We start from the raw sequence: 20,424 nt of genomic DNA, 5'->3' as shown, positions 1-20,424 counted from the left end.
CGGCGGGGCCGGCACACGACTCTTGACGACAGGGGAAGGCCATGGCCGGTGACATCGCAATTGACGCACGCGGCGTCTGGAAGATTTTTGGCGCACGCGCGGATGAGGCGCTGCGGGCCATTCACGCGGAAGGGCTGAGCAAGCCGGAAGTGCTGGAGCGGTTCAACTGCGTGGTCGGGGTGGCGGATGCCAGTTTCCAGATCGAACGCGGCGAGCTGTTCTGCGTGATGGGCCTGTCGGGCTCCGGCAAATCGACGCTGGTGCGCCATGTGAACCGGCTTCTGGAGCCGACCGACGGGCATATCTTCATCAACGGCGAGGACGTGATGGGGCTGAAAGCCGAAGGCCTGCGCGACCTGCGCAACCGCCGCGTGGCCATGGTGTTCCAGAACTTTGGCCTGATGCCGCACCGCACTGTGCGCGACAATGTGGCGATGCCGCTGGAAATCCGCGGCACCGGCAAGGCGCGCCGCTGGGAGGAGGCCGACCGGGTGCTGGAGCTGGTGGAGCTGACCGGCTGGGAGGACAAGTACGCCCATGAGCTCTCCGGTGGCATGCAGCAGCGGGTGGGTCTGGCGCGGGCGATTGCCTCGGACCCTGAGATCCTGCTGATGGACGAGCCGTTCTCGGCGCTGGACCCGCTCATTCGCAAGCAGCTGCAGGACCAGTTCATGGAACTCAGCCGCAAGCTCGGCAAAACCACGATGTTCATCACTCATGACCTCGATGAGGCGATCCGCATTGGCCATCGCATTGCGATCATGAAGGACGGCCGCATCGTGCAGACCGGCACGCCGGAGGAGATCATCCTCAACCCGGCGGACGACTATGTGGCGGATTTCGTGGCCGGGATTTCGAAGCTCAACATGATCTTTGCCCATTCGGTGATGAAGCCGGTGGCGGAGTTCGAGGCCACCCACGGCGCGCTGCCGGGAGACGCCAAGGTGGCGCGGCCCGACATGGACTTGAGCGACCTGATGGATCTGGCCGTGGACGGCCATGGCATCGTCAAGGTCGCGGATGCGGGCGCCACCGTCGGGGTGATCAACCGTGCAGGACTGATCCGCGCCATTCAGGACAGCCAGGCGTAAGGAGGCGATGATGAAACACATCGACCAATCACAGATCAAACCGGAAACCGCCGGGCGCCTGAACGCGCTGGTGGGTGAGTTCACCGGCCAATCGCAAAGCTACTACCAGCAGGTCTTCAATTACATGATGGAGGCACCGGGTTACCGGTTCACCCTGAACCGGGCAGCCTGCATCCTGGGGCCGGTCTGGTTCGGCGCGCGGGGGCTGTGGTCCTGGTTCCTGGGGTTCCTGGTGCTGGAGACCCTCGCCTATATCCAGATCGCGCTGGGACTGTTCGGCGACCTGGGCCGGGATTTCCGCATCCGGGCCGAGCAGATTGCCCAAACGCTGGAGCTGCGCCGTCAGCAGATTGCGGCGGCAGAGGCCTCGGGCGCATCCTCGCTGGAGTCTCTGAAACGGGCGGCGGAGTCGCTGGAGGGCGCTCTGGCTGGGGCGCAGGAGGCTGCGGCGGCGGCCAATGCCAGTGGTGTCACCTACCTGTTCGTGGGCGCGGCACTGCTGCTGGCGGTCAAGTTCCTGGCGGCCTCCCTCGCGAACTGGACGCTGGAGGGGCAGTTTACCCGCTGGCGCTCTGACCGCAGCGCAGCTAGCGGCTGGTCGATGGCGCGGCTTGCCGTCTCGGCGGTTCTGGCGGCAGCCGTCGTGGTGCTGTCGGCGCTGAAGTTTGCGATGCCGGATGCGTTCTCATTGCTGAACGCTTTCCCGACCAACCGCGACTGGCGGCTGAATGCGGGCGACGGGGTGCAGGCCGCGTTCGACTGGACCAAGACGTCCGGCCGGGGCTTTTTTGACGGGCTGACCGCGGGGATGCGCACGCTGCTCGACTGGATCGAAGTGGTGCTGGTCGATACGCCCTGGCCGGTGGTGGCACTGGTGATCGTGATGCTGGCCTATCTTGCCGCAGGCGCCCGGGTGGCGATCTTTACCGGTGCGGCGCTGGCCTATCTGGGGCTCCTGGATTTCTGGGAGAAGGCGATGACCACGATTGCGTTGCTCGGAGCCGCGGCACTGATCTCCATCACCCTGGGCATTCCGCTGGGTATCTACTGCGCGCGCCGCCCGCGGGTGTTTGCCGTGGTGCGCCCGGTGCTCGATTTCATGCAGTCGATGCCCTCCTTCGTCTATCTGATCCCGGTGGTGGCCTTCATCGGCTCGGGCAAGCCTGCAGGCGTGGTGGCGACGATGATCTTCGGCAGCCCGCCGGTGATCCGCTTCACCGTGCTGGGCCTGCAGCAGGTGCCGGAAACCGTGCGCGAGGCCGCGCTCGCCTTCGGGGCTACGCCGCGTTACCTCTTGTGGCGGGTCGACCTGCCGCTGGCGCGAAAGACGATCATGGCCGGCGTCAACCAGACCATTCTCCTGTCGCTGGCGATGGTGGTGGTGGCCTCGCTGATCGGCGCCAAGGGGCTGGGTGAGGACGTGCTGGAAGCGCTGCAATATGCTGCTGCCGGACAAGGCATCTTGGCCGGGCTGGCGATCCTGTTCTGCGCGCTGATCCTCGACCGGATCGTTGCCGGGAAGCGGTAACGAACAGACTGGTCGCGGCCCAATAGACGCTTAGAAAACTGGCCTCCCTGGTGGCCAGTTTCCCTGTTTGTGCCCGGAGGTCTTCGGCCGGCAGCGCTTTGGAGATACTCCCGCAACACACCGGGCGCCGGATCGGCAGCATGCCCCCCGGGGCGCGATGGGGCTGAAGCCGGCGGAGCGGATACCCGGTATGACCGGGGCAAGGCAGTCACGGCACTTGTTCCGGCCGCTCCATTTCACCTTCAGGCTTCGCTTCCGGCTCTCATGCGGGGAGATAGAAGATGTGCTTGCCGGCCATCGGTTCACTCCAGCGGCGGTCCGGTGAGGGAAAGTCCATGCCGCCTGGCCGATTCCTCTATCGCGGCCATATCCTCCGGAATGCGGAACTGACCGGCGGCCATTTCGGCAAAGAACCCTTCGAACCCGCCGGGGGTCAGGATCACCAGATGGCGGGATGGCTCGGTGCCCACGACCTTGAACGTGTGTTCCGTCCCGCGCGGAATGAAGGCGCTTTCGCCCGGGCCCGCGATGGTCTCCTGGCCCGCGATCCAGACCTTGCAGGTGCCGGTAAGCATCACGAATGTCTCATCCTCCCTTTCATGAATGTGCCGGGGCGGCCCGCTTCCCGCAGGTGACCAGCTGTCCACGATCGACATCGCACCCCCGGTCTGGTCGGGCGAAAGGATGGTTTTGTATCTAACGCCAAGCCATTCGTGGGCGTCTTTGTCTGTTGTGAGGTCCTTCATCGTTTCACTCCTCATTTGGGAACTGAAACGAAAGCGCTTTCGGTGTTGGGATGATAATCTGGGCACACGGTATCAGCCAAAGTGTATTTCCTGATATAGGATATCGCCTGAATGAATTTCGCTACGTTCGATCTCAACCTGCTGCGCGTGCTTGACGCAATCTTCCGGGAAGGCTCCACGGTCAAAGCCGCCGGCCGGCTGGGCCTGTCGCAGTCCGCGGTTTCCGGCGCCCTGTCACGCCTGCGGCATGCTTTGGACGACCCGCTTTTCGTCCGCCAGGGCAACCGGCTGATCGCGACGGATTATGCCGCCGGACTTAAAGAGCCGCTGCGGCAGGAGCTGGAGCGGATCGAAGCCATTCTATCGCCGCCTGCCCGCTTCGATCCGCACTCTGCCACGGGAACCTTCCGGATTGCGGCGAGCGATTTCTTCGCCGAGCTGCTGATGCCGCCGCTGGGTGATCTGCTGCAGCGCAAGGCCCCGGGCATCCGGGCGCAGCTCGTCGATCTGGTGCCGCACGACTATGTGGCCAGCCTCGAACGCCGCAGCGCGGACATCGCGCTGATCCCCGACACGCCCCTGCCTGACTGGGTCAGCCGGGAACCGCTATTCCACTCGCCGTTCCAGGTCATCGCGCGGCGCGGCAACCCGGGGATTGCCGGGCTCGAGCCGGGGCAGACCATGCCGCTCGATCTGTTCTGCACGCTTCACCACGTCCTGTTCTCCCCGGAAGGCAACATTGCAGCCATGGGCGATGCCGCCCTTGCAAGAGTCGGTCGGCAGCGGCGCGTCGCCATGACGGTTCCGGTCTTTTCGGGCGTGTGCCGCGCGGTGCGGGAGAGCGATCTCATCGCGCTGGTGCCTGCCCAGCTGGCGGCCGATGTTGCGGATACCTTTGGCCTGCGGATCTTCGAGCCGCCCATTCCGATCGATCCGCCTCTGATCGTGGGAATCTGGCACAAGCGGTCCGATACGACGCCCCTTGCCGTATGGATGCGAGATCAGGTGTTCAGCCTGATGCGCGCGGAGAAGCGCTAAGGGCTCGACGGCCAGGCGCCAATCCCCCGCTCTGGCCCGGCCGCGTCACGCCGGCGCTGCACAATCCGCTGCCCGATGCCGCTCCGGTGTGCCTCTTGGGCAGTGGAGCGCAGCGGCTCATACCTCACCGCAAGGGAATCCTGGTCCGGGAACCACCGAATCGTATCCTGGATCCCGCGCTTCCTCCCGTCTGCTGCTGCGCTGCCGAAGCCGGCTGCCGCGCTGCGAATCCCGGCTTTCCAGCGTTCAATGACAACTAGAATATTCAGTTATTTCAATATGTTATGCAAAATAAAATAAAAAACAAAAAATAATCTTGAGATCACGGAGCTCATTCCGAATACTTCAAACATCGCATGACTTCACGGGGATCGAGGGAGGAGCCCAAAGCCATGAAACTCAGGAACACTTGTATTGCAGCCGTCATCGCGGCCTGCGCCACGGCATCGCCGCTGCTCGCGGAAACTCTGCGTATCGGAGGAAATTTTCCGGCGGAGCATTCCAGCTCGAAGGCTATCGGGCGTTTTGCCGAAGCGGTTGCGGAAGCCACCGGCGGCGAGATCGAGATTGCCAGTTTTCCGGCCATGCAGCTGGGCGGCGCCAAGGAGAACGTCGATCAGGTCCGCACCGGGGTGATATTCGGCACCTGGATCGGCACCGCCTACCTGTCGCGCACCGTGCCGGAACTGGAAGCGGTCTCGCTGCCCTTTGCCTATCCGGACCGCGAAACCGCCTTCCGGGTGATCGACGGCAAGGTCGGCGAACTTCTGGCCGAAGAGTTGGCCGGCCAGGGCTTTGTCGCGCTTGGGTGGATGGAGCTGGGCTCGCGCAACGTGACCAACAACACCCGCCCGATCGAATCCGTGAAGGATTTCGGCGGTCTCAAGATCCGCCTGCAGCCCAACGAGACTCATCTCGCCACCTTCCGCGCCATCGGTTCCAGCCCGGTGTCGATGGGCATCTCCGAGGTCTATTCCGCCCTGCAGCAAGGGGTGCTGGACGGCCAGGAAAATCCCTATTCGATCATCAAGAGCCGCCAATTCGAGGAGGTGCAAACCTATTTGTCGGACAGCAACCACTTCTTTGATTACATCGCCCTGGTCGTGAACAAGCGGAAGTTCGAGCGTCTGAGCGGGGAGCACCAGGCAGCCCTGCGCGAGGCTGCCGCGGAAGCCGTCGCCTGGCAGCGCGCCCAGGCCGCTGCCGAGGATACGGCAGCGCGGGCGAAGCTGGTCGAGGCCGGCATGACCTTTACCGCTATCCCGGACGAGGTCCGCTCCGAACTGCGCAGCCTCACTGCGCCGGTGATCGAGGAACTGAAGACCCGCATCGACCCGGCCATCATCGACGCCGTGCTTGAGGAAGTGAGGGGCTGATGTCTGCCCAGGTACAGCAGGGGCCCGTGCAGGCGGGCCCCGTCTTCGGGCGCTGCAAGGCGGCCCTTACCCGCATCGACACCCTGTCCTGGGGCGCCGTCATCACCGCGATGGCTGTGATGACCGGGCTGGTGATCGTGCAGGTGGTGTTCCGCTATGTCTTCTCCAGCGCCATCGACTGGTCCGAGGAGGTTGCCCGGCTGGCCTTTGTCTGGGCCATGTTCCTGGCCATCCCGCACGGCATCCGCCACGGCGTGCACGTCGGCATCGACGCGGTGGTGGTGCGCTTTTCCGAGCGCGCGCAGGAGTCGCTGTTCCGCCTGTCAGCGGTGCTGGGCGCGGTGCTGATGGTGGTGATCTTCCGCGTCAGCGTTGACGTCACCCTCTACACCTGGCCCGAAATGATGCCGACGCTGCCGCTGACCAATGCCGTATATTACATCGCCGTGCTGATCGCCGCGGTGCATTCGGTGCTGCATCTGATGCTGCTGGCCTGGGGCGGCCGCGGCACCTGGTCCGGGGAGACCGCGCAATGACACTCACCGTTATTCTCATTTTCTTCGGGCTGGCCCTGCTGGGCATGCCGCTGGCATTTGCGCTCGGCCTTGCCTCGCTGGGCGGGCTGCTCGCAGGCGGCATCGAGCTCTCGGTGCTGCCGCAGCGCATGATGCACTCGGTCAATTCCTTTCCGCTGATGGCGATTCCGCTGTTCATGCTGGCGGGCGAACTGATGGTGCGCGCCGGCATCATGCAGCGTCTGGTCGATTTCTCCAATTCCATCGTCGGCAAGCTGCACGGCGGCATGGCACATGTTGCGATTGTGGCAGGCATGATGCTGGCGGCGGTCTCCGGCGCTGCCGTGGCCTCGGCCTCGGCGCTGGGGTCGACGCTGGTGCCCGCCCTGCGGCAGAACTACGACGACGGCTTCTCTAGCGCGGTTGTGGCCTCGGCCGCCAACCTCGGCGCCATCATCCCGCCGTCGAACGCGATGATCGTCTATGCACTGATGGCAGGCTCCACCGTATCAGTTGGCGGGCTGTTCATGGCGGGCATCGTGCCCGGCATCCTGCTGACCCTCGGCTTCATGGCGCTGGGATCCTGGGTCAGCTGGCGGAAGGGCTATCAGCTGACCGGCGAGAGCTTCCGCATCACCCATGCCCTGCGCGAAACCTGGAGGGCGCTGCCGGTGCTGCTGATGCCGATTGTTGTCGTGGGCGGCATCGTCGGCGGCATCTTCACCGCCACCGAGGGCGCGGGCATCGCCGTGGCCTATGCGATGGTGATCGGCTTTTTCGTCACCCGCAAGCTGACCGTCGCGGACCTGCTGCCGTCGCTGTTCAACGCCGCCGTGGGCGCCGCCATGGTCGGCGCGCTGATCGCCTTTGCCGCCGGGGTCACCTTCCTGTTCACCATCGACATGGTGCCCGCAGCGCTGGCCGGGTTTCTGGAGAACGTGACCTCCAGCCCGATGATCTTTTTGCTGATCGTCATGGTGATCCTGATCGTCGTCGGCATGTTCATCGAATCCAACGCCGCCTACATCATGCTGGTGCCGCTGTTCGCGCCGGTTGCCCTCAGCTTCGGCATCGACCCGCTGCTGTTCGGCTTTCTGTTCGTGTTCAACCTGATCATCGGGATGATGACGCCCCCGGTCGGCGTGGTGCTGTTCGTGATGAGCGGCGTGACCCGGGTGCCGATGACCAAGCTGATCGCCAGCGTCTGGCCCTTCGTCGCGCTGCAGTATGTGGTGCTGGCGCTGTGCCTCGCCTTCCCCGGCATTGTGACCTGGCTGCCGCGCACGCTTGGCTACTGATCCCCGTGAACAGACAAGACATCCAACAACAGACAGGCCGGCCCGCCCCCGGGCCAGCCAAGGACGAGCAAGGAAAACAGATGCGCATTCTGATGATCAACCCCAACACCTCGGCAGGGGTGACCGCGCGGCTCGAACAGGCGGCCCGCGCGGTCATGTCCCCGCAGACGGTGCTGGACAGCGTGACCGCGCCCGCAGGCGTGCCCTATATCTCGACCCGGACCGAGTCTCTGATCGGCGGCGTCTCGGTGCTGGAGATCCTGTCGGAGCGCCACCAGGACTACGACGCCGCCATCGTTGCCGCCTTCGGCGACCCGGGGCTGGGGGCCGCGCGCGAGCTGTTCGACCTGCCGGTGGTCGGGCTGGCAGAGGCCGGCATGCTCACTGCCTGCATGCTTGGCGGGCGCTTTGCCATCGTCACCTTTGCTGCCGCACTGGAGCCCTGGTACCGCGAATGCGTGGCCTGGCACCGGCTCGAGGCGCGCTGCGCCGGGGTGCATACCCTGTCCGGCGCGTTCCGCTCGATCAACGGTGTGCAGGAAGAAAAGGCCAGCCTTTTGGCCGAGCTCTGCAACCAGGTGGCGGCCAGCGGCGAGGCGGATTCCATCGTGCTGGCCGGGGCGCCGCTGGCCGGGCTTGCCGCGCAGCTGCGCGACCAGGTGCCGGTGCCGCTGGTGGACTGCGCCGAAGCCGCGGTCGGCCAGGCCGAGACCCTGGTCCGGCTGCGCCCTGCCAAGGCGCTTGCCGGCAGCTTCCGCCGCCCCGCTGCCAAACCCTCCACCGGGCTAAGCCCTGCGCTGTCGGCCCGTATCGCTCGTGACAGTGTCCGCTGACCCGGCCGACGCCCGCGCCAAGTTCGAAAGGGCGAATCCACTTGCTGAACTCCAGCGGCGAGGCCTGCCGCACCCTCGCTGCCCGGGACCATTCTGACCGAAACCAAAGGAGTGCATCCGGCATGCCTGAATTCGACCTTGCCATCCGCGGCGGCACCCTCGTCACCGCCTCTGACCGCTACACCGCCGATATCGGCGTCCGCGGCGGCCGCATCGAGCAGATCGCCAGCCGCATCACCGGTGCCGCCGAGGAGATCGACGCCAGCGGCCTGCTGGTGATGCCGGGCGGAGTCGATGCCCATGTGCATCTGTCCCAGCCCACCAGCGACGGCACTGTTATGGCCGACGACTTTGCAAGCGGCACCCGCGCCGCGGCGGCGGGCGGCAACACCACCGTGCTGCCGTTTGCGCTGCAGGAAAAGGGCAAGTCGCTGCGTGCCTGCGTGCAGGACTACCACGCCAAGGCCGAGGGCAACTGTGTCATCGACGTCTCCTTCCACCTGATCGTCAGCGATCCCACCCCGCAGGTTCTGGGACAGGAGCTGCCGGCGCTGGTGCGCGATGGCTATACCTCGTTCAAGGTGTTCATGACCTATGACGACCTCAGGCTCGACGACAGCGAGCTGCTGGAGGTCTTCGAGGTCGCCCGGCGCGAGCGGGCGCTGGTGATGGTCCATGCCGAGGGCCACGACGCAATCAAGCACATGACCCGCCGACTGGAGCAGCAGGGCAAGACCGCCCCCTATTACCACGCCATCGCCCATTCCGAGATCGCCGAGCGCGAAGCCACCCACCGGGCGATCAGCCACGCCCAGCTTACCGATACGCCGATCATGATCGTGCATGTCTCCGGCCCCGACCCAATGGAGCAGATCCAATGGGCCCGCCGCCGCGGCCTCAAGGTGCTGGCGGAAACCTGCCCGCAGTATATCACTCTTACCAAGGAGGACCTGGCCGGGCTCAACATGGATTTCGAGGGCGCCAAATACGTCTGCTCGCCGCCGCCGCGCGACCACAGCAGTCAGGAGGCGATCTGGCAGGGGCTGCGCGACGGAACCTTCGACGTGTTTTCATCGGATCACGCGCCGTTCCGCTTTGACGGGCCGGGCGGCACCGGCAAGGATAACCTAAACGCCCGCACCTCGTTCAAATGGGTGCCCAACGGCATTCCCGGCATTGAAACGCGGCTGCCGATCCTGTTCTCCGAGGGCGTCAGCAAGGGCCGGATCACTGCCGAACGTTTCGTCGCCCTCACCGCGACCAACCCGGCGCGCACCTATGGGCTCTATCCCCGCAAGGGGTCGATCATGGTCGGTGCGGATGCCGATATCGTGCTGTGGGATGCGCAGAAGACCGCCCCGATCCGCCAGCAGGATCTGCATCATGGTTCAGACTATACCCCCTACGAGGGGATGGAGATCACCGGCTGGCCGGTACGCACCATCCTGCGCGGCATGACGGTGGCGCTGGAGGGCACGGTCACCGGGCGGCGCGGCGATGGCACGTACCTGAGCCGCGGTCCGTCCGATTTCGTTTGACTGGCCGTGCATTCGGGGCTGTGCTGCGTGGCGGCCAGAGCGGCCATTAATACGCGCTTTCAGCACAATTCCATGAGCTGGACCTGGGAGCTCTGTGGCCGCAGAACCGAGTTCACAACCGGCGCCGATGCTGTCATCTGCCCGGGTTCGGGCATCGGCGGCTCGCTGGCCGTGCGGACCGGCACGTTATGCCCCGGCGCGGACCGCCCGTGCCGGGCTGCCTCTGGCCGCGCTCAGGTCCCGGGTTGTGCGCGTTCTGCCTCCCAGACCTTCAGAATCCGGCAGGTTTCGGCGCCGGAACTGAGCAGATGCCGCCGCCAAACCGCATGCGCCGTCTTGGCGTCACGCGCCCGAAGCGCCTGCATCAATTCATCGTGGTCCTGCATCGCCTCGAAGCGGTGCGGCCCGGAGGCCACGGAGATGAACCGCGCCCGCTCGGCCCGGCGGGCCAGCTGCGCCCGCATTTCCTGCAAGGTATCATTGCCGGCAAACTCAACGATCCTGTCGTGGATCTCCCGGTTGAGCTCGAAATACGGCTCCTTTTCGCCGCGCTCGTGATGCCCGCGCATGGTTTCGTGCAGATGTTCAAGACCGGCCAGTTGCTCCTCGGAGATCCGGGTGGCGGTCAGCTCCGCCGCCAGCGCCTCAATCCCCGCGATCACCTCAAACAGCTCCTTGGTGCCCTCGACCGTGATCGGCGCGACGCGGGCACCCCGGTTCGGCATCAGCTCGACGAGCTGCTCGCCCGCCAGAACCTTGAGCGCCTCGCGCAAGGGCGTGAGCGACACCTGCAGCTCCTCGGCCAGCTCGTTGAAACGGATCTTCTCGCCGGTCGGCAATACGCCGGACACGATCATCTGGCGCAGCTGATTGACAACCTGTTCATGCAGAGACAAGCGGCTGATGGTCAGCTTGCCCTGGGCATTGTATCCTCTGCGCGTCTTCTGCGCCGGCTTTCCGTCCATATCGTGCTTTCCCTGTTCCGGCCCCGGGCGTCCCGGGACGCCTTGGTATTTACGCATCCGCGTCCCGCCCGGTCAATTAGGCTGTTTGTTTCAGGTTATCAACGCTGTGCCTCCAATCGTATTACTAATCAAATCTCCGCGGCAGCATCCGCGGACCTGAAAGTCGGCACTAGACAGTTGTTTACAGTTTTTCCGGTTTGCGCCTGCTTCGTTCCGATACGGGCCCGTTGTTTTTCTTTTGGGCATTTGAGCAGAGCGCCGCGTCGCGTGAGTGACCGAAGAGCCGTCAGCCGGGCGTCAAAGCGTTGCAGCGCCGGTCATTCGGTGACAGTATGGAGCGGACAAAAATGAATTTCCGCGGGGGTTTACAGTGAGACGTCAAGCAGCTTTAGCATGTTCGGCCGGTATTTTTCTGGGCGCCTGCGCCGTGTCCGAGGGAGGCAGCGGCAGAATCCCGGAAGAGGTAGCAGCGCTGGCCGGCCCAAACCAGAATCTGGCGACAGCCCGCCTCATGCCGGAGGACGGCTGCTACTGGTACCTGCACGAAGGCCCGGTCGAAACGACCCTGCTTCCCCTGCGCACCGCCTCCGGCAACCCGATTTGCGTCCAGCGCGCCGGGTAACCGTCCGGGGGAGCCAAGCTGCGGCTACTCAGCCGGACCTGGCTGGGCTGCGGCTTCAGCTTTGCGCCGTGACATAGTCTTCTGCAGGATACAGGTAGGCCGTGGAGCCGATGGTGACATGCGGAAAAAGATCGTTGATGTGCGCCATGACCATGCGCACGCAGCCCGAGCTCGCCCGGCCGCCAATCGAACGGGGATGCGGCGTGCCATGGATACGCAGGTATGTATCGCGGTTACCGACAAAGAGGTACAGGGCCCGTGACCCCAGCGCATTGCGCGGCCCCGGGTCCATACCGTCTGCATATTGCGCATAGGCCTCTGGTTCCCGCTCGATCATAGCCGGTGTGGGCGTCCAGGTGGGCCATTCAACTTTCCGGCGGATGGTGTAGGTGCCCGGTTCGTAGAGATTGCCCTTCGCAATGGCGACACCGTAACGCATCGCCGTGCCGCCTTCCTCGATATGGTACAGGTATCGCGCGACGGCATCGACATGGATGTCCCCCGGCACCAGATTGTCCTTTGCTGCCACCCGCTGCGGTAAGAACCGCGGGTGCAGTCCCCACGGATTTGTTGTCGCAGGATCATAGCCCGCGGGGGTCACCTGCGCGTCCCATGCGGCTTTCTGAGCCGCTGACGGCCGGACCTTGGCAAAAGCTGGAGCAGCGATAGGCGCGGAAAACAGAGCTGCTGTGGTCGAAATGAAGTGGCGTCTTGTCAGCATGTCAGTGGGCTCCGTGGCCAGAGGGGCGGCGAATTGTGTTCTGCTGGGCCAACTAATAAGCAAGGGGAAGAGTTCCCAACAGGGCCGCGGGACCTAGTGCTAGCCACAGAGCAGTTCGGGCGCAAGCACCTGACAAAAACGTGTAATGCAGTTGATCCAGCGGGACCGGTATCCGCGCGCCCTCTGCCATCGGGACGTGGAGGATCTGCCAGAGGGCGGCGCGAGGCCTGCGCCGCGATGGGGATCTGAGCGGAGCCGGCAGCCGTGAGCCGAGCCCGCCGCAACGCTTCGCGCCGAAGCGCGGTAGGGGGACAGCCGCGTCCCGGCCGCGGCTACGGCTGGGTGGTATGGCCGAGGCCCGCACAAGCCGCGGCTTGCCCCCCGCAGCAGTCCTGGAGCAGAAAACGCACCAAGCCGTTCACCGCCGCGAAATGCGGCGCGTAGAGTATTTCGCGGTGATTGCGCCTGGACGTCACGAGCCCTGCCCGCTTCAGAACCGACAGATGACCCGAGACGGTCGACGGCTTCAGTCCAAGCTGGCGGCCGATTTCCATGGCCGGCGTGCCTGCGGGGCCGCGCTGGACCAGGAGACGGAACACCGACAGCCTTGTATCATGCGCCAGCGCGCCAAAGGCGTCTATCGCGCCGGGCTGATCAAGAGGCATATCCATATTTCGTGATTACGGGAAATGAGGCACCTTGACAAGGCTGCCTGCCCGCCGGTAGAGGGGCCTCAATTCGCCAAAGCCCGAAATGACACACTGGCAGATTTTCCCGGCCGCGCGGCTTTGGGACGCGGAGCAACGAGGGCGCGGGCAGAGGCGCCCGCAGGGCACAGGAGACCGCCATGACCGACACCACCGACACCCCCAACATTGCTGCCGATAGCTTTGCCGCGATCGATCCGGAGGCGCTGTTCCCCACGGGCCGCAGTGCCCATCCGGCGCGCATCCTGATCCTGTACGGCTCCCTTCGGGAGCGCAGCTTTTCGCGCTTTGCCGCCGAAGAATCCGCCCGCATTTTGACGCGCCTGGGCGCCGATGTGCGGATCTTTGATCCGAGGAGCCTGCCCCAGCCCGACGATGCGGAAGCCGATCATCCCAAAGTGGCCGAGCTGCGTGACCTCGTGACCTGGTGCGAAGGCATGGTCTGGTCTTCGCCCGAACGCCACGGCGCAATGACCGGCATCATGAAAAGCCAGATCGACTGGATTCCCCTTAGCCTCGGCGGGGTGCGCCCGACGCAAGGCAAGACGCTGGCGGTGATGCAGGTCTGCGGCGGCTCGCAATCCTTCAACACAGTGAACCAGCTGCGCATCCTCGGCCGCTGGATGCGGCTCCTGACGATCCCCAACCAGTCCTCGGTGGCCAAGGCCTGGGACGAGTTCGACGAAGACGGCCGGATGAAGCCCTCGCCCTATTACAACCGCATCGTCGATGTGATGGAGGAGCTGGTGAAATTCACCCTGCTGACCAGGGACATCAAGGAGCACCTGGTGGACCGCTACTCGGAACGGGTGGAAAGCCGGGCGGAACTCTCGAAGCGCGTGAACCAGTCCAAGGCCGTGGGCTGAAGCCTCCAGAAGAGGCTCCGGCAGAATAGTCACGGGACCCGCGTGAGGGCCCCGCGTGAGGCGGCCGGTCAGTCCGGCGCGCCCTCGACGATCACGATATTGGCCAGACCCGCGCCTTCGCGGTGCGCCTTGGCGGCCTGGTATTCCGGCGAGTTATAGCAGGCGAGCGCCGCATCCATCGAGTCGAACTCGATCACGACGTTGCGCGGATGGCCCTCGCCCTCCATCTGCTCGCAGGCGCCGCCACGGGCGAGCACCCGGGCGCCGAAGGTTTTGAACGCCTGCGTCGCGCCTTCGGCATAGAGCTGGTAGGGGTCGGGGTCAGTGACCGTGACATGGGCGATCCAGTAGGCTTTGGGCATGGAAGCTCCGCTATTCTGAGTAGGCGTCTGAAAGGAATGCCGGGGCGGCAGGCGCCGCCCCGGCAATGGATCACTTGTTGAGGATCTTGGACAGCACCAGATAGGCGGCGCCAGCCACGACCAGGCCCACGAACCAGGCGTAGGTGTAGATCGTGGCAAAGAAGTCCGAGGTGCCCGCAGTGATGCCGACACCGGCCAGGAAGCCCGGCAGGTTCGGCAGGATGCCGATCACCAGCGCCCAGACACCGGCCCAGTTGGTGCCGTTCTTGCCGGAGTAGATGCCGTTCATCTTGAACAGGTCAGCCACTTCCAGCTTGGTCTTGCGCAGCAGGTAGTAGTCCGCCAGCATTACGCCCGCGATCGGACCCAGCAGCGCCGAGTAGGCGATCAGCCAGCCGATGATGTGGTTCACCAGGACCCAGGGGAACATGGCGATGCCGATGCCCGCGGTGATATAGCCGCCGCGCTTGAGATTGATCTTGCTCGGCGCCAGGTTCGAGAAGCCATGCGCCGGCGCGACCACGTTCGCCGCCAGGTTGGTGGTCAGCGTCGCCACGATCAGCGCGAACAGCGCGATGATCACCGAGAACCCGCCCATCTTTTCAGAGAGCTGGATCGGATCCCAGATCGCTTCGCCATAGATCACCACGGTGGCCGAGGTCACAGCGGAGGCAATGAAGGCAAACAGCGCCATCGGGATCGGCAGGCCGACCATCTGGCCGAGGAACTGGTCCTTCTGGCTTTTCGCGTGGCGGGTGAAGTCGGGGATGTTCAGCGCCAGCGTCGCCCAGAAGCCGATCATGCCAGTGAGGCTCGGCCAGAACACCACCCAGAACTGGCCTTCCTGCGGCTGGCCCGGGTCAAAGGCGCTGGGGGTCGAAAGCATCTCGCCGAAGCCGCCGGCGTTCACGTAGGCCCAGGCCAGCAGGGCCAGGCCCATCGCCAGCAGGAACGGTGCGGCATAGGTCTCCAGCCAGCGGATCGACTCTGTGCCGTTCTTGATGAAGTAAAGATGCAGGCCCCAGAACGCGAGGAAGCAGACGAACTCGCCCAGGCTGATGCCAAGGACCGCCAGAGGCTCGCCAGCCAGCGCGCCGCCGGTCAGCGTGTTCAGGATCACGAAGATCGCCGAGCCGCCGACCCAGGTCTGGATGCCGAACCAGCCGCAGGCAACGATTCCGCGGGCCACGGCCGGGATCTTGGCGCCGGTGGGTCCGAAGGAGGAGCGCAGGAGCACCGGGAAGGGGATGCCGTATTTGGTGCCGGCATGGCCCACCAGAACCATCGGAATCAGCACGATCGCGTTGGCGACCAGGATGGTCATCACCGCCTGATCCCAGCTCATGCCCGAGCCGATCAGGTAGGAAGCCAGCAGGTAGGTCGGAATGCAGACCACCATGCCGACCCAAAGCGCGGCAATCGCCACCCAGTCCCAGGTGCGTTCCGCAGCTGTGGTCGGCAGCTGGTCTTCATTGTAGAGCGCGGGGTCGATCCCCGCCAGATCGGTCCGCGGCGGCGCCTCGGCGCCGGGGGCGGAAAATCCGCTGGTTACGTCAGCCATGGTCGTTGTCTCCCTGTTTTATGGCTTTCCGCTGCCCGCTTCTGCGGCGGGCAGCACATACAAAATTTCCCCGGCTTTCACCAGGGAATCCATTCAGACGCAGGCGGGCATGTTTTCCGCCGAGCGAACAACTTTGCGCGGCGCCGTTACCTCTTTCCACTTCGACAGCGCCTTGTTCACCTCCGGGAAGGCGGGCCGCTCGACAAAGCGGCCGTGGCCCGGGGTGGCGCAGACCTTGCCGTCGTCCACCGCCACCTCGCCGCGGCTGAGGGTATAGCGCGGCAGGCCGGTGACCTCGCGGCCCGCGAAGACGTTGTATTCCACCACGGACTGCTGGGTCTCGGGCGAGATCGTCTTGGACTTCTTCGGATCCCACACCACCAGATCGGCGTCGGAGCCTTCCACGATCGCGCCCTTGCGCGGGTAGATGTTGAGGATCTTGGCGATGTTGGTGGAGGTGACGGCGACAAACTCGTTCGGGGTCAGCCGGCCGGTGTTCACACCCTCGCTCCACAGAACCGGCATCCGGTCTTCCAGACCGCCGGTGCCGTTCGGGATCTTGGTGAAATCGTCGATGCCGGTGCGTTTCTGGTCCACGGTGAAGGCGCAGTGGTCGGTGGCGACCACCTGCAGCGAGCCTGCCTGAAGGCCAGCCCAGAGACTGTCCTGATGCGCCTTGTCGCGGAACGGCGGCGACATCACGCGCTGCGCGGCGTGGTCCCAGTTCGGGTTGCGGTATTCGCTTTCGTCCAGCACCAGGTGCTGGATCAGCGGCTCGCCAAAGACGCGCATGCCCTTCTGGCGCGCCCGGCGGATCGCCTCATGCGCCTGCTCGCAGGAGGTATGCACCACGTAGAGCGGCACGCCGGCCATGTCGGCGATCATGATGGCGCGGTTGGTCGCCTCGCCCTCGACCTCGGGCGGACGCGAGAGGCCATGGCCCTCGGGGCCGCGGATGCCGTCGGCCAGCAGTTTCTGCTGCATGGTGGCAACCACATCGCCGTTTTCGGCATGCACCATCGGCAGCGCGCCAAGCGCGGCGCAGCGGCGGAACGAGTCGAACAGCTCGTCGTCCTCCACCATCAGCGCGCCCTTGTAGGCCATGAAGTGCTTGAAGGAGTTGATGCCGAGATCCACAACCTGCTGCATCTCCTCGAACACCTGCTCGCTCCACCAGGTCACCGCCATGTGGAAGGAGTAGTCGGCGCAGGCGCGTTTCGACTTGGCGTGCCAGGCCTCCAGCGCCTCCAGCATCGACTGGCCGGGGCTGGGCAGGCAGAAGTCCACCACCATGGTGGTGCCCCCCGCGAGCCCTGCGCGGGTGCCGGACTCAAAATCGTCGGCGGAATGAGTGCCCATGAAGGGCATTTCCAGGTGCACATGCGGGTCGATGCCGCCGGGCATGACATAGCAGCCCTCGGCGTCGAGCACCTTGTCGCCATTCAGGCCAGTGCCGATCTGCACGATCTTGCCATCCTCGATGGCGACATCGGCTGCGTAGCTGCGGTCTGCGGCAACGATGGTGCCGCCCTTGATCACGGTTCTTGCAGTCATATTCTTCACTCCACGACTTCTGCCGTTTCCAGCACGGCATGCAAGAGCACATCTGCACCTGCAGCCGCCCATTCGCGGCTGATTTCCTCATCCTCATTGTGGCTGAGGCCGTCGACGCAGGGGCACATCACCATCGCGGTGGGCGCCACCTTGTTGATCCAGCAGGCATCGTGGCCGGCACCCGAGATGATGTTTCGGTGCGAATAGCCCAGCTGCTCGGCCGCGCGGCGCACGGCGGAGACGCAGTTCTCATCGAAGGTGACGGGATCGAAATGGCCGACCTGCTCGATCTCGAGGCCCAGTTCCAGCTCTTCGGCGATCTTGGCAGCACCCTCGCGCAGACGCTTCTCCATATCCGCCTGGGTGTCGAAGCTGGGTGAGCGGAAGTCGATGGTGAAGACCACCTTGCCCGGCACGATGTTGCGGCTGTTGGGGTAGTAGTCGCAGTGACCCACGGCGCCGACGGCGTCGGGCTGGTGGCTCATCGCGATCTCATGCACCAGATCGGTGATCCGCGCCGCCCCAAGCCCTGCGTTGCGGCGCATCGGCATCGGGGTGGAGCCGGTATGCGCCTCCTGCCCTGTCAGCGTCACCTGAAGCCAGTTCAGGCCCTGGCCGTGAGTGACGACGCCAATGTCCTTGCCTTCGGCTTCCAGAATGGGCCCCTGCTCGATGTGCAGCTCGAACATCGCATGCATCTTGCGGCTGCCCACCGGCTCGTCGCCGACATAGCCGATGCGGGCCAGTTCCTCGCCGAATTTCTTACCGTCCGCGTCCTCGCGGGCATAGGCCCAGTCCTGAGTGTGGACGCCGGCAAAGACGCCGGAGGACAGCATCGCGGGGGCAAAGCGCGTGCCCTCCTCGTTGGTCCAATTCACCACCACGATCGGGCGGCGGGTGCGCAGGCCCTGGTCACGGATCGAGCGCACGACCTCAAGCCCCGCCAGCACGCCGAGCACACCGTCGTATTTGCCGCCGGTGGGCTGGGTATCCAGATGGCTGCCCATCATCACCGGGTCGAGATCCGGCTCGGTGCCTTCAAGGCGGGCAAACATGTTGCCCATGCTATCGACGCCGACCGTCATGCCGGACTCTTCGCACCAGCGCTTGAACAGGTCGCGGCCTTCCTTGTCGGCATCGGTCAGCGTTTGGCGGTTGCAGCCGCCGCGCAGGCCGGGGCCCTTCTGCGCCATCTCCATCAGCGTATCCCACAGGCGGCTGCCGTCGATGCGGGCGTTGCTTTGCACGTCTTTCATGTCTTTCTCCCTGTTCCGCCCCTGCCCCGCGCGCCCATAGGCCGCGGCGCAGGGGCAGGTCCTCACGCGATGAGCGACTCGGCCAGAATGCCGACCAGCTCGTCGATTTCCTGTTTCTCGATGATCAGCGGCGGCGACATGGCGATGATGTCGCCGGTGGTGCGCAGATGCGCCCCCTTGTCCCAAGCCCTGAGATAGGTGTCGAAGGCCCGCTTGGTGGGCACGCCCGCAACCGGCTCCAGCTCCACCGCGCCCACGAGGCCCGAGCAGCGGATGTCCTTCACATGCGGCAGCCCCTTGAGGCTGAACAGCGCATCGGTCCAGTAGTCCTCCAGCGAGGCCGCTCGTTCGAACAGCTCCTCCTCGCGGTAGGTGTCGAGTGCTGCCAGCGCTGCCGCACAGGCCACCGGGTTGCCCGAGTAGGTGTAGCCGTGGAACAGCTCGATCATATGCTCCGGGCCGGTCATGAAAGCATCGTGGATCGCGCTGCTGACCATCACCGCGCCCATCGGAATGACACCATTGGTCAGCCCCTTGGCGGTGGTGATCATGTCCGGCTCGACGCCGTAGTAGTCGGCACCGAAGGCACGGCCAAGGCGGCCGTAGGCGGTGATCACCTCGTCGAAGATCAGCAGGATGCCGTGTTCGCGGGTAATCTCCCGCAGCCGCTCGAGGTAGCCCTTGGGCGGCAGAATCACCCCGGCGGAACCCGCCATCGGCTCAACGATCACCGCGGCGATTGTCTCGGCCCCGTGCAGATCGATAAGCCGCACCAGATCCTCCGCCAGCTCCGCGCCATGCGCCGGCTGGCCCTTGGTATAGGCGTTGCGCTCCAGATCATGGGTGTGGCGCAGGTGATCGACGCCGGTGAGCAGACTGCCGAAATGGCGGCGGTTGTTGACGATGCCACCGACCGAGATGCCGCCGAAGTTCACCCCGTGGTAGCCCTTCTCGCGGCCGATCAGCCGGGTGCGGCCCTGCTCGCCTTTGACCTTGTGGTAGGCAAGCGCGATCTTCAGCGCGGTTTCCACCGATTCCGAGCCGGAGTTGGTGAAGAACACGTGGTTCAGATCGCCCGGCGCCAGTTCGGCCAGCCGGTTGGCCAGCTCGAACGCCTTGGGGTGGCCCATCTGGAAGGCCGGCGCATAATCCAGCTCGGTCACCTGCTTTTGCACCGCCTCGGTGATGCGCGGCGCGGCGTGGCCCGCGTTCACGCACCACAGGCCCGCGGTGCCGTCCATCACCTTGCGGCCTTCGGTGGTGGTGTAATACATGCCCTCGGCTGCCGCGACCATGCGCGGGGTCTGCTTGAACTGGCGGTTCGCCGTGAAGGGCATCCAGTAGGCGTCCATCGCGTTTGCGCGCTTCGGATCAGTGGTCATGAGCAAATCCTTTTCTCATACGGTCAAGCCGCGATTTTTCCCAGCAGCGTATCCAGCGACTGTTTTGCGTCGCCGTAGAACATGCGGGTGTTTTCCTTGAAGAACAGCGGGTTCTCGATGCCCGAGTACCCTGTGCCCTGGCCGCGTTTGGAGACGAAGACCTGTTTCGCCTTCCAGCATTCCAGCACCGGCATGCCGGCGATCGGCGAGTTCGGGTCCTCCTGGGCGGCCGGGTTCACGATGTCGTTGGAGCCGATCACGATGGCCACGTCGGTGCCGCCGAAATCGCCGTTGATCTCGTCCATCTCCAGCACGATGTCGTAGGGAACTTTCGCCTCGGCCAGCAGCACGTTCATGTGCCCGGGCAGGCGGCCCGCCACCGGGTGGATGGCAAAACGCACCTCCTTGCCTTTCGCGCGCAGCCGCTTGGTCAGTTCCGAGACCGACTGCTGCGCCTGCGCCACT

Annotated in this window: 20 protein-coding genes; 10 read left to right on the top strand and 10 right to left on the bottom strand. The window is 64.9% G+C overall.

All coding sequences use genetic code 11. The features are described 5' to 3' along the window. Positions 1-41: 41 nt before the first annotated feature. A complete protein-coding gene (locus ACOHWE_RS12595; RefSeq protein WP_420666828.1) occupies positions 42-1,091 on the top strand; it encodes a quaternary amine ABC transporter ATP-binding protein in 1,050 nt (349 codons plus the stop codon). 10 nt (positions 1,092-1,101) lie between these two features. Beyond that, entirely contained in the window at positions 1,102-2,619 is a 1,518-nt protein-coding gene (locus ACOHWE_RS12590) for an ABC transporter permease (protein ID WP_420666827.1), read from the top strand. A 302-nt stretch (positions 2,620-2,921) separates the two neighbouring features. On the opposite strand, the gene ACOHWE_RS12585 is transcribed toward ACOHWE_RS12590, so the two are convergent. Further along, the gene (locus ACOHWE_RS12585; RefSeq protein ID WP_420666825.1) at positions 2,922-3,365 is read right to left on the bottom strand and encodes a cupin domain-containing protein; all 444 of its coding nucleotides are present in this window, start codon (positions 3,363-3,365) and stop codon (positions 2,922-2,924) included. A gap of 111 nt (positions 3,366-3,476) precedes the next feature. Here ACOHWE_RS12585 and ACOHWE_RS12580 point away from each other — a divergent pair, with 111 nt between their 5' ends. The 6 genes from ACOHWE_RS12580 to hydA (ACOHWE_RS12555) all read left to right on the top strand — a co-directional run bounded on the left by ACOHWE_RS12580 (position 3,477) and on the right by hydA (ACOHWE_RS12555) (position 9,963). Further along, positions 3,477-4,403 carry a LysR family transcriptional regulator gene (locus ACOHWE_RS12580; protein WP_420666823.1) on the top strand — a complete coding sequence of 309 codons (927 nt, stop codon included), beginning with the start codon at positions 3,477-3,479 and terminating at the stop codon, positions 4,401-4,403. A 392-nt stretch (positions 4,404-4,795) separates the two neighbouring features. Continuing rightward, positions 4,796-5,779: a TRAP transporter substrate-binding protein gene (locus tag ACOHWE_RS12575; protein WP_420666821.1), complete on the top strand. Its 984-nt coding sequence runs from the start codon at positions 4,796-4,798 to the stop codon at positions 5,777-5,779. Then, positions 5,779-6,315 (top strand): TRAP transporter small permease, encoded by a 537-nt coding sequence (locus tag ACOHWE_RS12570; protein WP_420666819.1) that lies wholly within the window; start codon positions 5,779-5,781, stop codon positions 6,313-6,315. Before ACOHWE_RS12575 ends, ACOHWE_RS12570 begins: the two co-directional genes overlap by 1 nt. After that, positions 6,312-7,592, top strand: coding sequence for a TRAP transporter large permease (locus ACOHWE_RS12565; RefSeq protein ID WP_420666817.1), 1,281 nt, complete (start codon positions 6,312-6,314; stop codon positions 7,590-7,592). Before ACOHWE_RS12570 ends, ACOHWE_RS12565 begins: the two co-directional genes overlap by 4 nt. A gap of 80 nt (positions 7,593-7,672) precedes the next feature. Next, complete coding sequence (locus ACOHWE_RS12560) at positions 7,673-8,425, top strand: aspartate/glutamate racemase family protein (protein ID WP_420666816.1); 753 nt, start codon at positions 7,673-7,675, stop codon at positions 8,423-8,425. Positions 8,426-8,547: 122 nt separating this feature from the next. Next, positions 8,548-9,963 (top strand): dihydropyrimidinase, encoded by a 1,416-nt coding sequence (gene hydA, locus ACOHWE_RS12555; RefSeq protein WP_420666814.1) that lies wholly within the window; start codon positions 8,548-8,550, stop codon positions 9,961-9,963. 233 nt (positions 9,964-10,196) lie between these two features. On the opposite strand, the gene ACOHWE_RS12550 is transcribed toward hydA (ACOHWE_RS12555), so the two are convergent. Further along, complete coding sequence (locus ACOHWE_RS12550) at positions 10,197-10,928, bottom strand: GntR family transcriptional regulator (RefSeq protein ID WP_420666812.1); 732 nt, start codon at positions 10,926-10,928, stop codon at positions 10,197-10,199. Positions 10,929-11,334: 406 nt separating this feature from the next. Between ACOHWE_RS12550 and ACOHWE_RS12545 the strand changes: the two genes are divergently transcribed. Then, entirely contained in the window at positions 11,335-11,550 is a 216-nt protein-coding gene (locus ACOHWE_RS12545) for a hypothetical protein (protein ID WP_420667112.1), read from the top strand. 55 nt (positions 11,551-11,605) lie between these two features. On the opposite strand, the gene ACOHWE_RS12540 is transcribed toward ACOHWE_RS12545, so the two are convergent. Beyond that, on the bottom strand, positions 11,606-12,271 hold the full coding sequence (locus ACOHWE_RS12540; RefSeq protein WP_420666810.1) for a L,D-transpeptidase: 666 nt from the start codon (positions 12,269-12,271) through the stop codon (positions 11,606-11,608). A 332-nt stretch (positions 12,272-12,603) separates the two neighbouring features. Next, complete coding sequence (locus tag ACOHWE_RS12535) at positions 12,604-12,942, bottom strand: ArsR/SmtB family transcription factor (RefSeq protein WP_420666809.1); 339 nt, start codon at positions 12,940-12,942, stop codon at positions 12,604-12,606. Positions 12,943-13,118: 176 nt separating this feature from the next. Between ACOHWE_RS12535 and arsH the strand changes: the two genes are divergently transcribed. After that, positions 13,119-13,844 (top strand): arsenical resistance protein ArsH, encoded by a 726-nt coding sequence (gene arsH, locus ACOHWE_RS12530; RefSeq protein ID WP_420666808.1) that lies wholly within the window; start codon positions 13,119-13,121, stop codon positions 13,842-13,844. Between the two features lie 68 nt (positions 13,845-13,912). Here the strand turns inward: arsH and ACOHWE_RS12525 are convergent, their stop codons facing one another. From ACOHWE_RS12525 to ACOHWE_RS12500, 6 genes are all read right to left on the bottom strand, one after another. Further along, positions 13,913-14,206 carry a DUF1330 domain-containing protein gene (locus tag ACOHWE_RS12525; protein WP_420666807.1) on the bottom strand — a complete coding sequence of 98 codons (294 nt, stop codon included), beginning with the start codon at positions 14,204-14,206 and terminating at the stop codon, positions 13,913-13,915. A 70-nt stretch (positions 14,207-14,276) separates the two neighbouring features. Continuing rightward, positions 14,277-15,767: an NCS1 family nucleobase:cation symporter-1 gene (locus tag ACOHWE_RS12520; RefSeq protein ID WP_420666805.1), complete on the bottom strand. Its 1,491-nt coding sequence runs from the start codon at positions 15,765-15,767 to the stop codon at positions 14,277-14,279. Positions 15,768-15,860: 93 nt separating this feature from the next. Further along, positions 15,861-17,321 carry a dihydropyrimidinase gene (gene hydA / locus ACOHWE_RS12515; RefSeq protein ID WP_420666803.1) on the bottom strand — a complete coding sequence of 487 codons (1,461 nt, stop codon included), beginning with the start codon at positions 17,319-17,321 and terminating at the stop codon, positions 15,861-15,863. Between the two features lie 5 nt (positions 17,322-17,326). Beyond that, positions 17,327-18,577 carry a Zn-dependent hydrolase gene (locus ACOHWE_RS12510; RefSeq protein WP_420666802.1) on the bottom strand — a complete coding sequence of 417 codons (1,251 nt, stop codon included), beginning with the start codon at positions 18,575-18,577 and terminating at the stop codon, positions 17,327-17,329. Positions 18,578-18,639: 62 nt separating this feature from the next. Then, positions 18,640-19,959 (bottom strand): omega-aminotransferase AptA, encoded by a 1,320-nt coding sequence (gene aptA, locus ACOHWE_RS12505; RefSeq protein WP_420666800.1) that lies wholly within the window; start codon positions 19,957-19,959, stop codon positions 18,640-18,642. Positions 19,960-19,982: 23 nt separating this feature from the next. Beyond that, on the bottom strand, positions 19,983-20,424 hold a 442-nt coding region (locus tag ACOHWE_RS12500), incomplete at its 5' end, for an NAD(P)(+) transhydrogenase (Re/Si-specific) subunit beta (protein ID WP_420666798.1).

It is taken from the genome of Cribrihabitans neustonicus (genome assembly GCF_048820895.1).
Classification (GTDB): domain Bacteria; phylum Pseudomonadota; class Alphaproteobacteria; order Rhodobacterales; family Rhodobacteraceae; genus Cribrihabitans_A; species Cribrihabitans_A neustonicus.
Note: the sequence above shows the minus strand (reverse complement) of the source record. Positions and strands in the feature narration are given on the sequence as shown.

Coding starts and splice junctions, on each gene's coding strand:
- ACOHWE_RS12595 (WP_420666828.1), top strand. CDS start 42: ATGGCCGGTGACATCGCAATTGACGCACGCGGCGTCTGGAAGATTTTT.
- ACOHWE_RS12590 (WP_420666827.1), top strand. CDS start 1,102: ATGAAACACATCGACCAATCACAGATCAAACCGGAAACCGCCGGGCGC.
- ACOHWE_RS12585 (WP_420666825.1), bottom strand. CDS start 3,365: ATGAAGGACCTCACAACAGACAAAGACGCCCACGAATGGCTTGGCGTT.
- ACOHWE_RS12580 (WP_420666823.1), top strand. CDS start 3,477: ATGAATTTCGCTACGTTCGATCTCAACCTGCTGCGCGTGCTTGACGCA.
- ACOHWE_RS12575 (WP_420666821.1), top strand. CDS start 4,796: ATGAAACTCAGGAACACTTGTATTGCAGCCGTCATCGCGGCCTGCGCC.
- ACOHWE_RS12570 (WP_420666819.1), top strand. CDS start 5,779: ATGTCTGCCCAGGTACAGCAGGGGCCCGTGCAGGCGGGCCCCGTCTTC.
- ACOHWE_RS12565 (WP_420666817.1), top strand. CDS start 6,312: ATGACACTCACCGTTATTCTCATTTTCTTCGGGCTGGCCCTGCTGGGC.
- ACOHWE_RS12560 (WP_420666816.1), top strand. CDS start 7,673: ATGCGCATTCTGATGATCAACCCCAACACCTCGGCAGGGGTGACCGCG.
- hydA (WP_420666814.1), top strand. CDS start 8,548: ATGCCTGAATTCGACCTTGCCATCCGCGGCGGCACCCTCGTCACCGCC.
- ACOHWE_RS12550 (WP_420666812.1), bottom strand. CDS start 10,928: ATGGACGGAAAGCCGGCGCAGAAGACGCGCAGAGGATACAATGCCCAG.
- ACOHWE_RS12540 (WP_420666810.1), bottom strand. CDS start 12,271: ATGCTGACAAGACGCCACTTCATTTCGACCACAGCAGCTCTGTTTTCC.
- ACOHWE_RS12535 (WP_420666809.1), bottom strand. CDS start 12,942: ATGGATATGCCTCTTGATCAGCCCGGCGCGATAGACGCCTTTGGCGCG.
- arsH (WP_420666808.1), top strand. CDS start 13,119: ATGACCGACACCACCGACACCCCCAACATTGCTGCCGATAGCTTTGCC.
- ACOHWE_RS12525 (WP_420666807.1), bottom strand. CDS start 14,206: ATGCCCAAAGCCTACTGGATCGCCCATGTCACGGTCACTGACCCCGAC.
- ACOHWE_RS12520 (WP_420666805.1), bottom strand. CDS start 15,767: ATGGCTGACGTAACCAGCGGATTTTCCGCCCCCGGCGCCGAGGCGCCG.
- hydA (WP_420666803.1), bottom strand. CDS start 17,321: ATGACTGCAAGAACCGTGATCAAGGGCGGCACCATCGTTGCCGCAGAC.
- ACOHWE_RS12510 (WP_420666802.1), bottom strand. CDS start 18,577: ATGAAAGACGTGCAAAGCAACGCCCGCATCGACGGCAGCCGCCTGTGG.
- aptA (WP_420666800.1), bottom strand. CDS start 19,959: ATGACCACTGATCCGAAGCGCGCAAACGCGATGGACGCCTACTGGATG.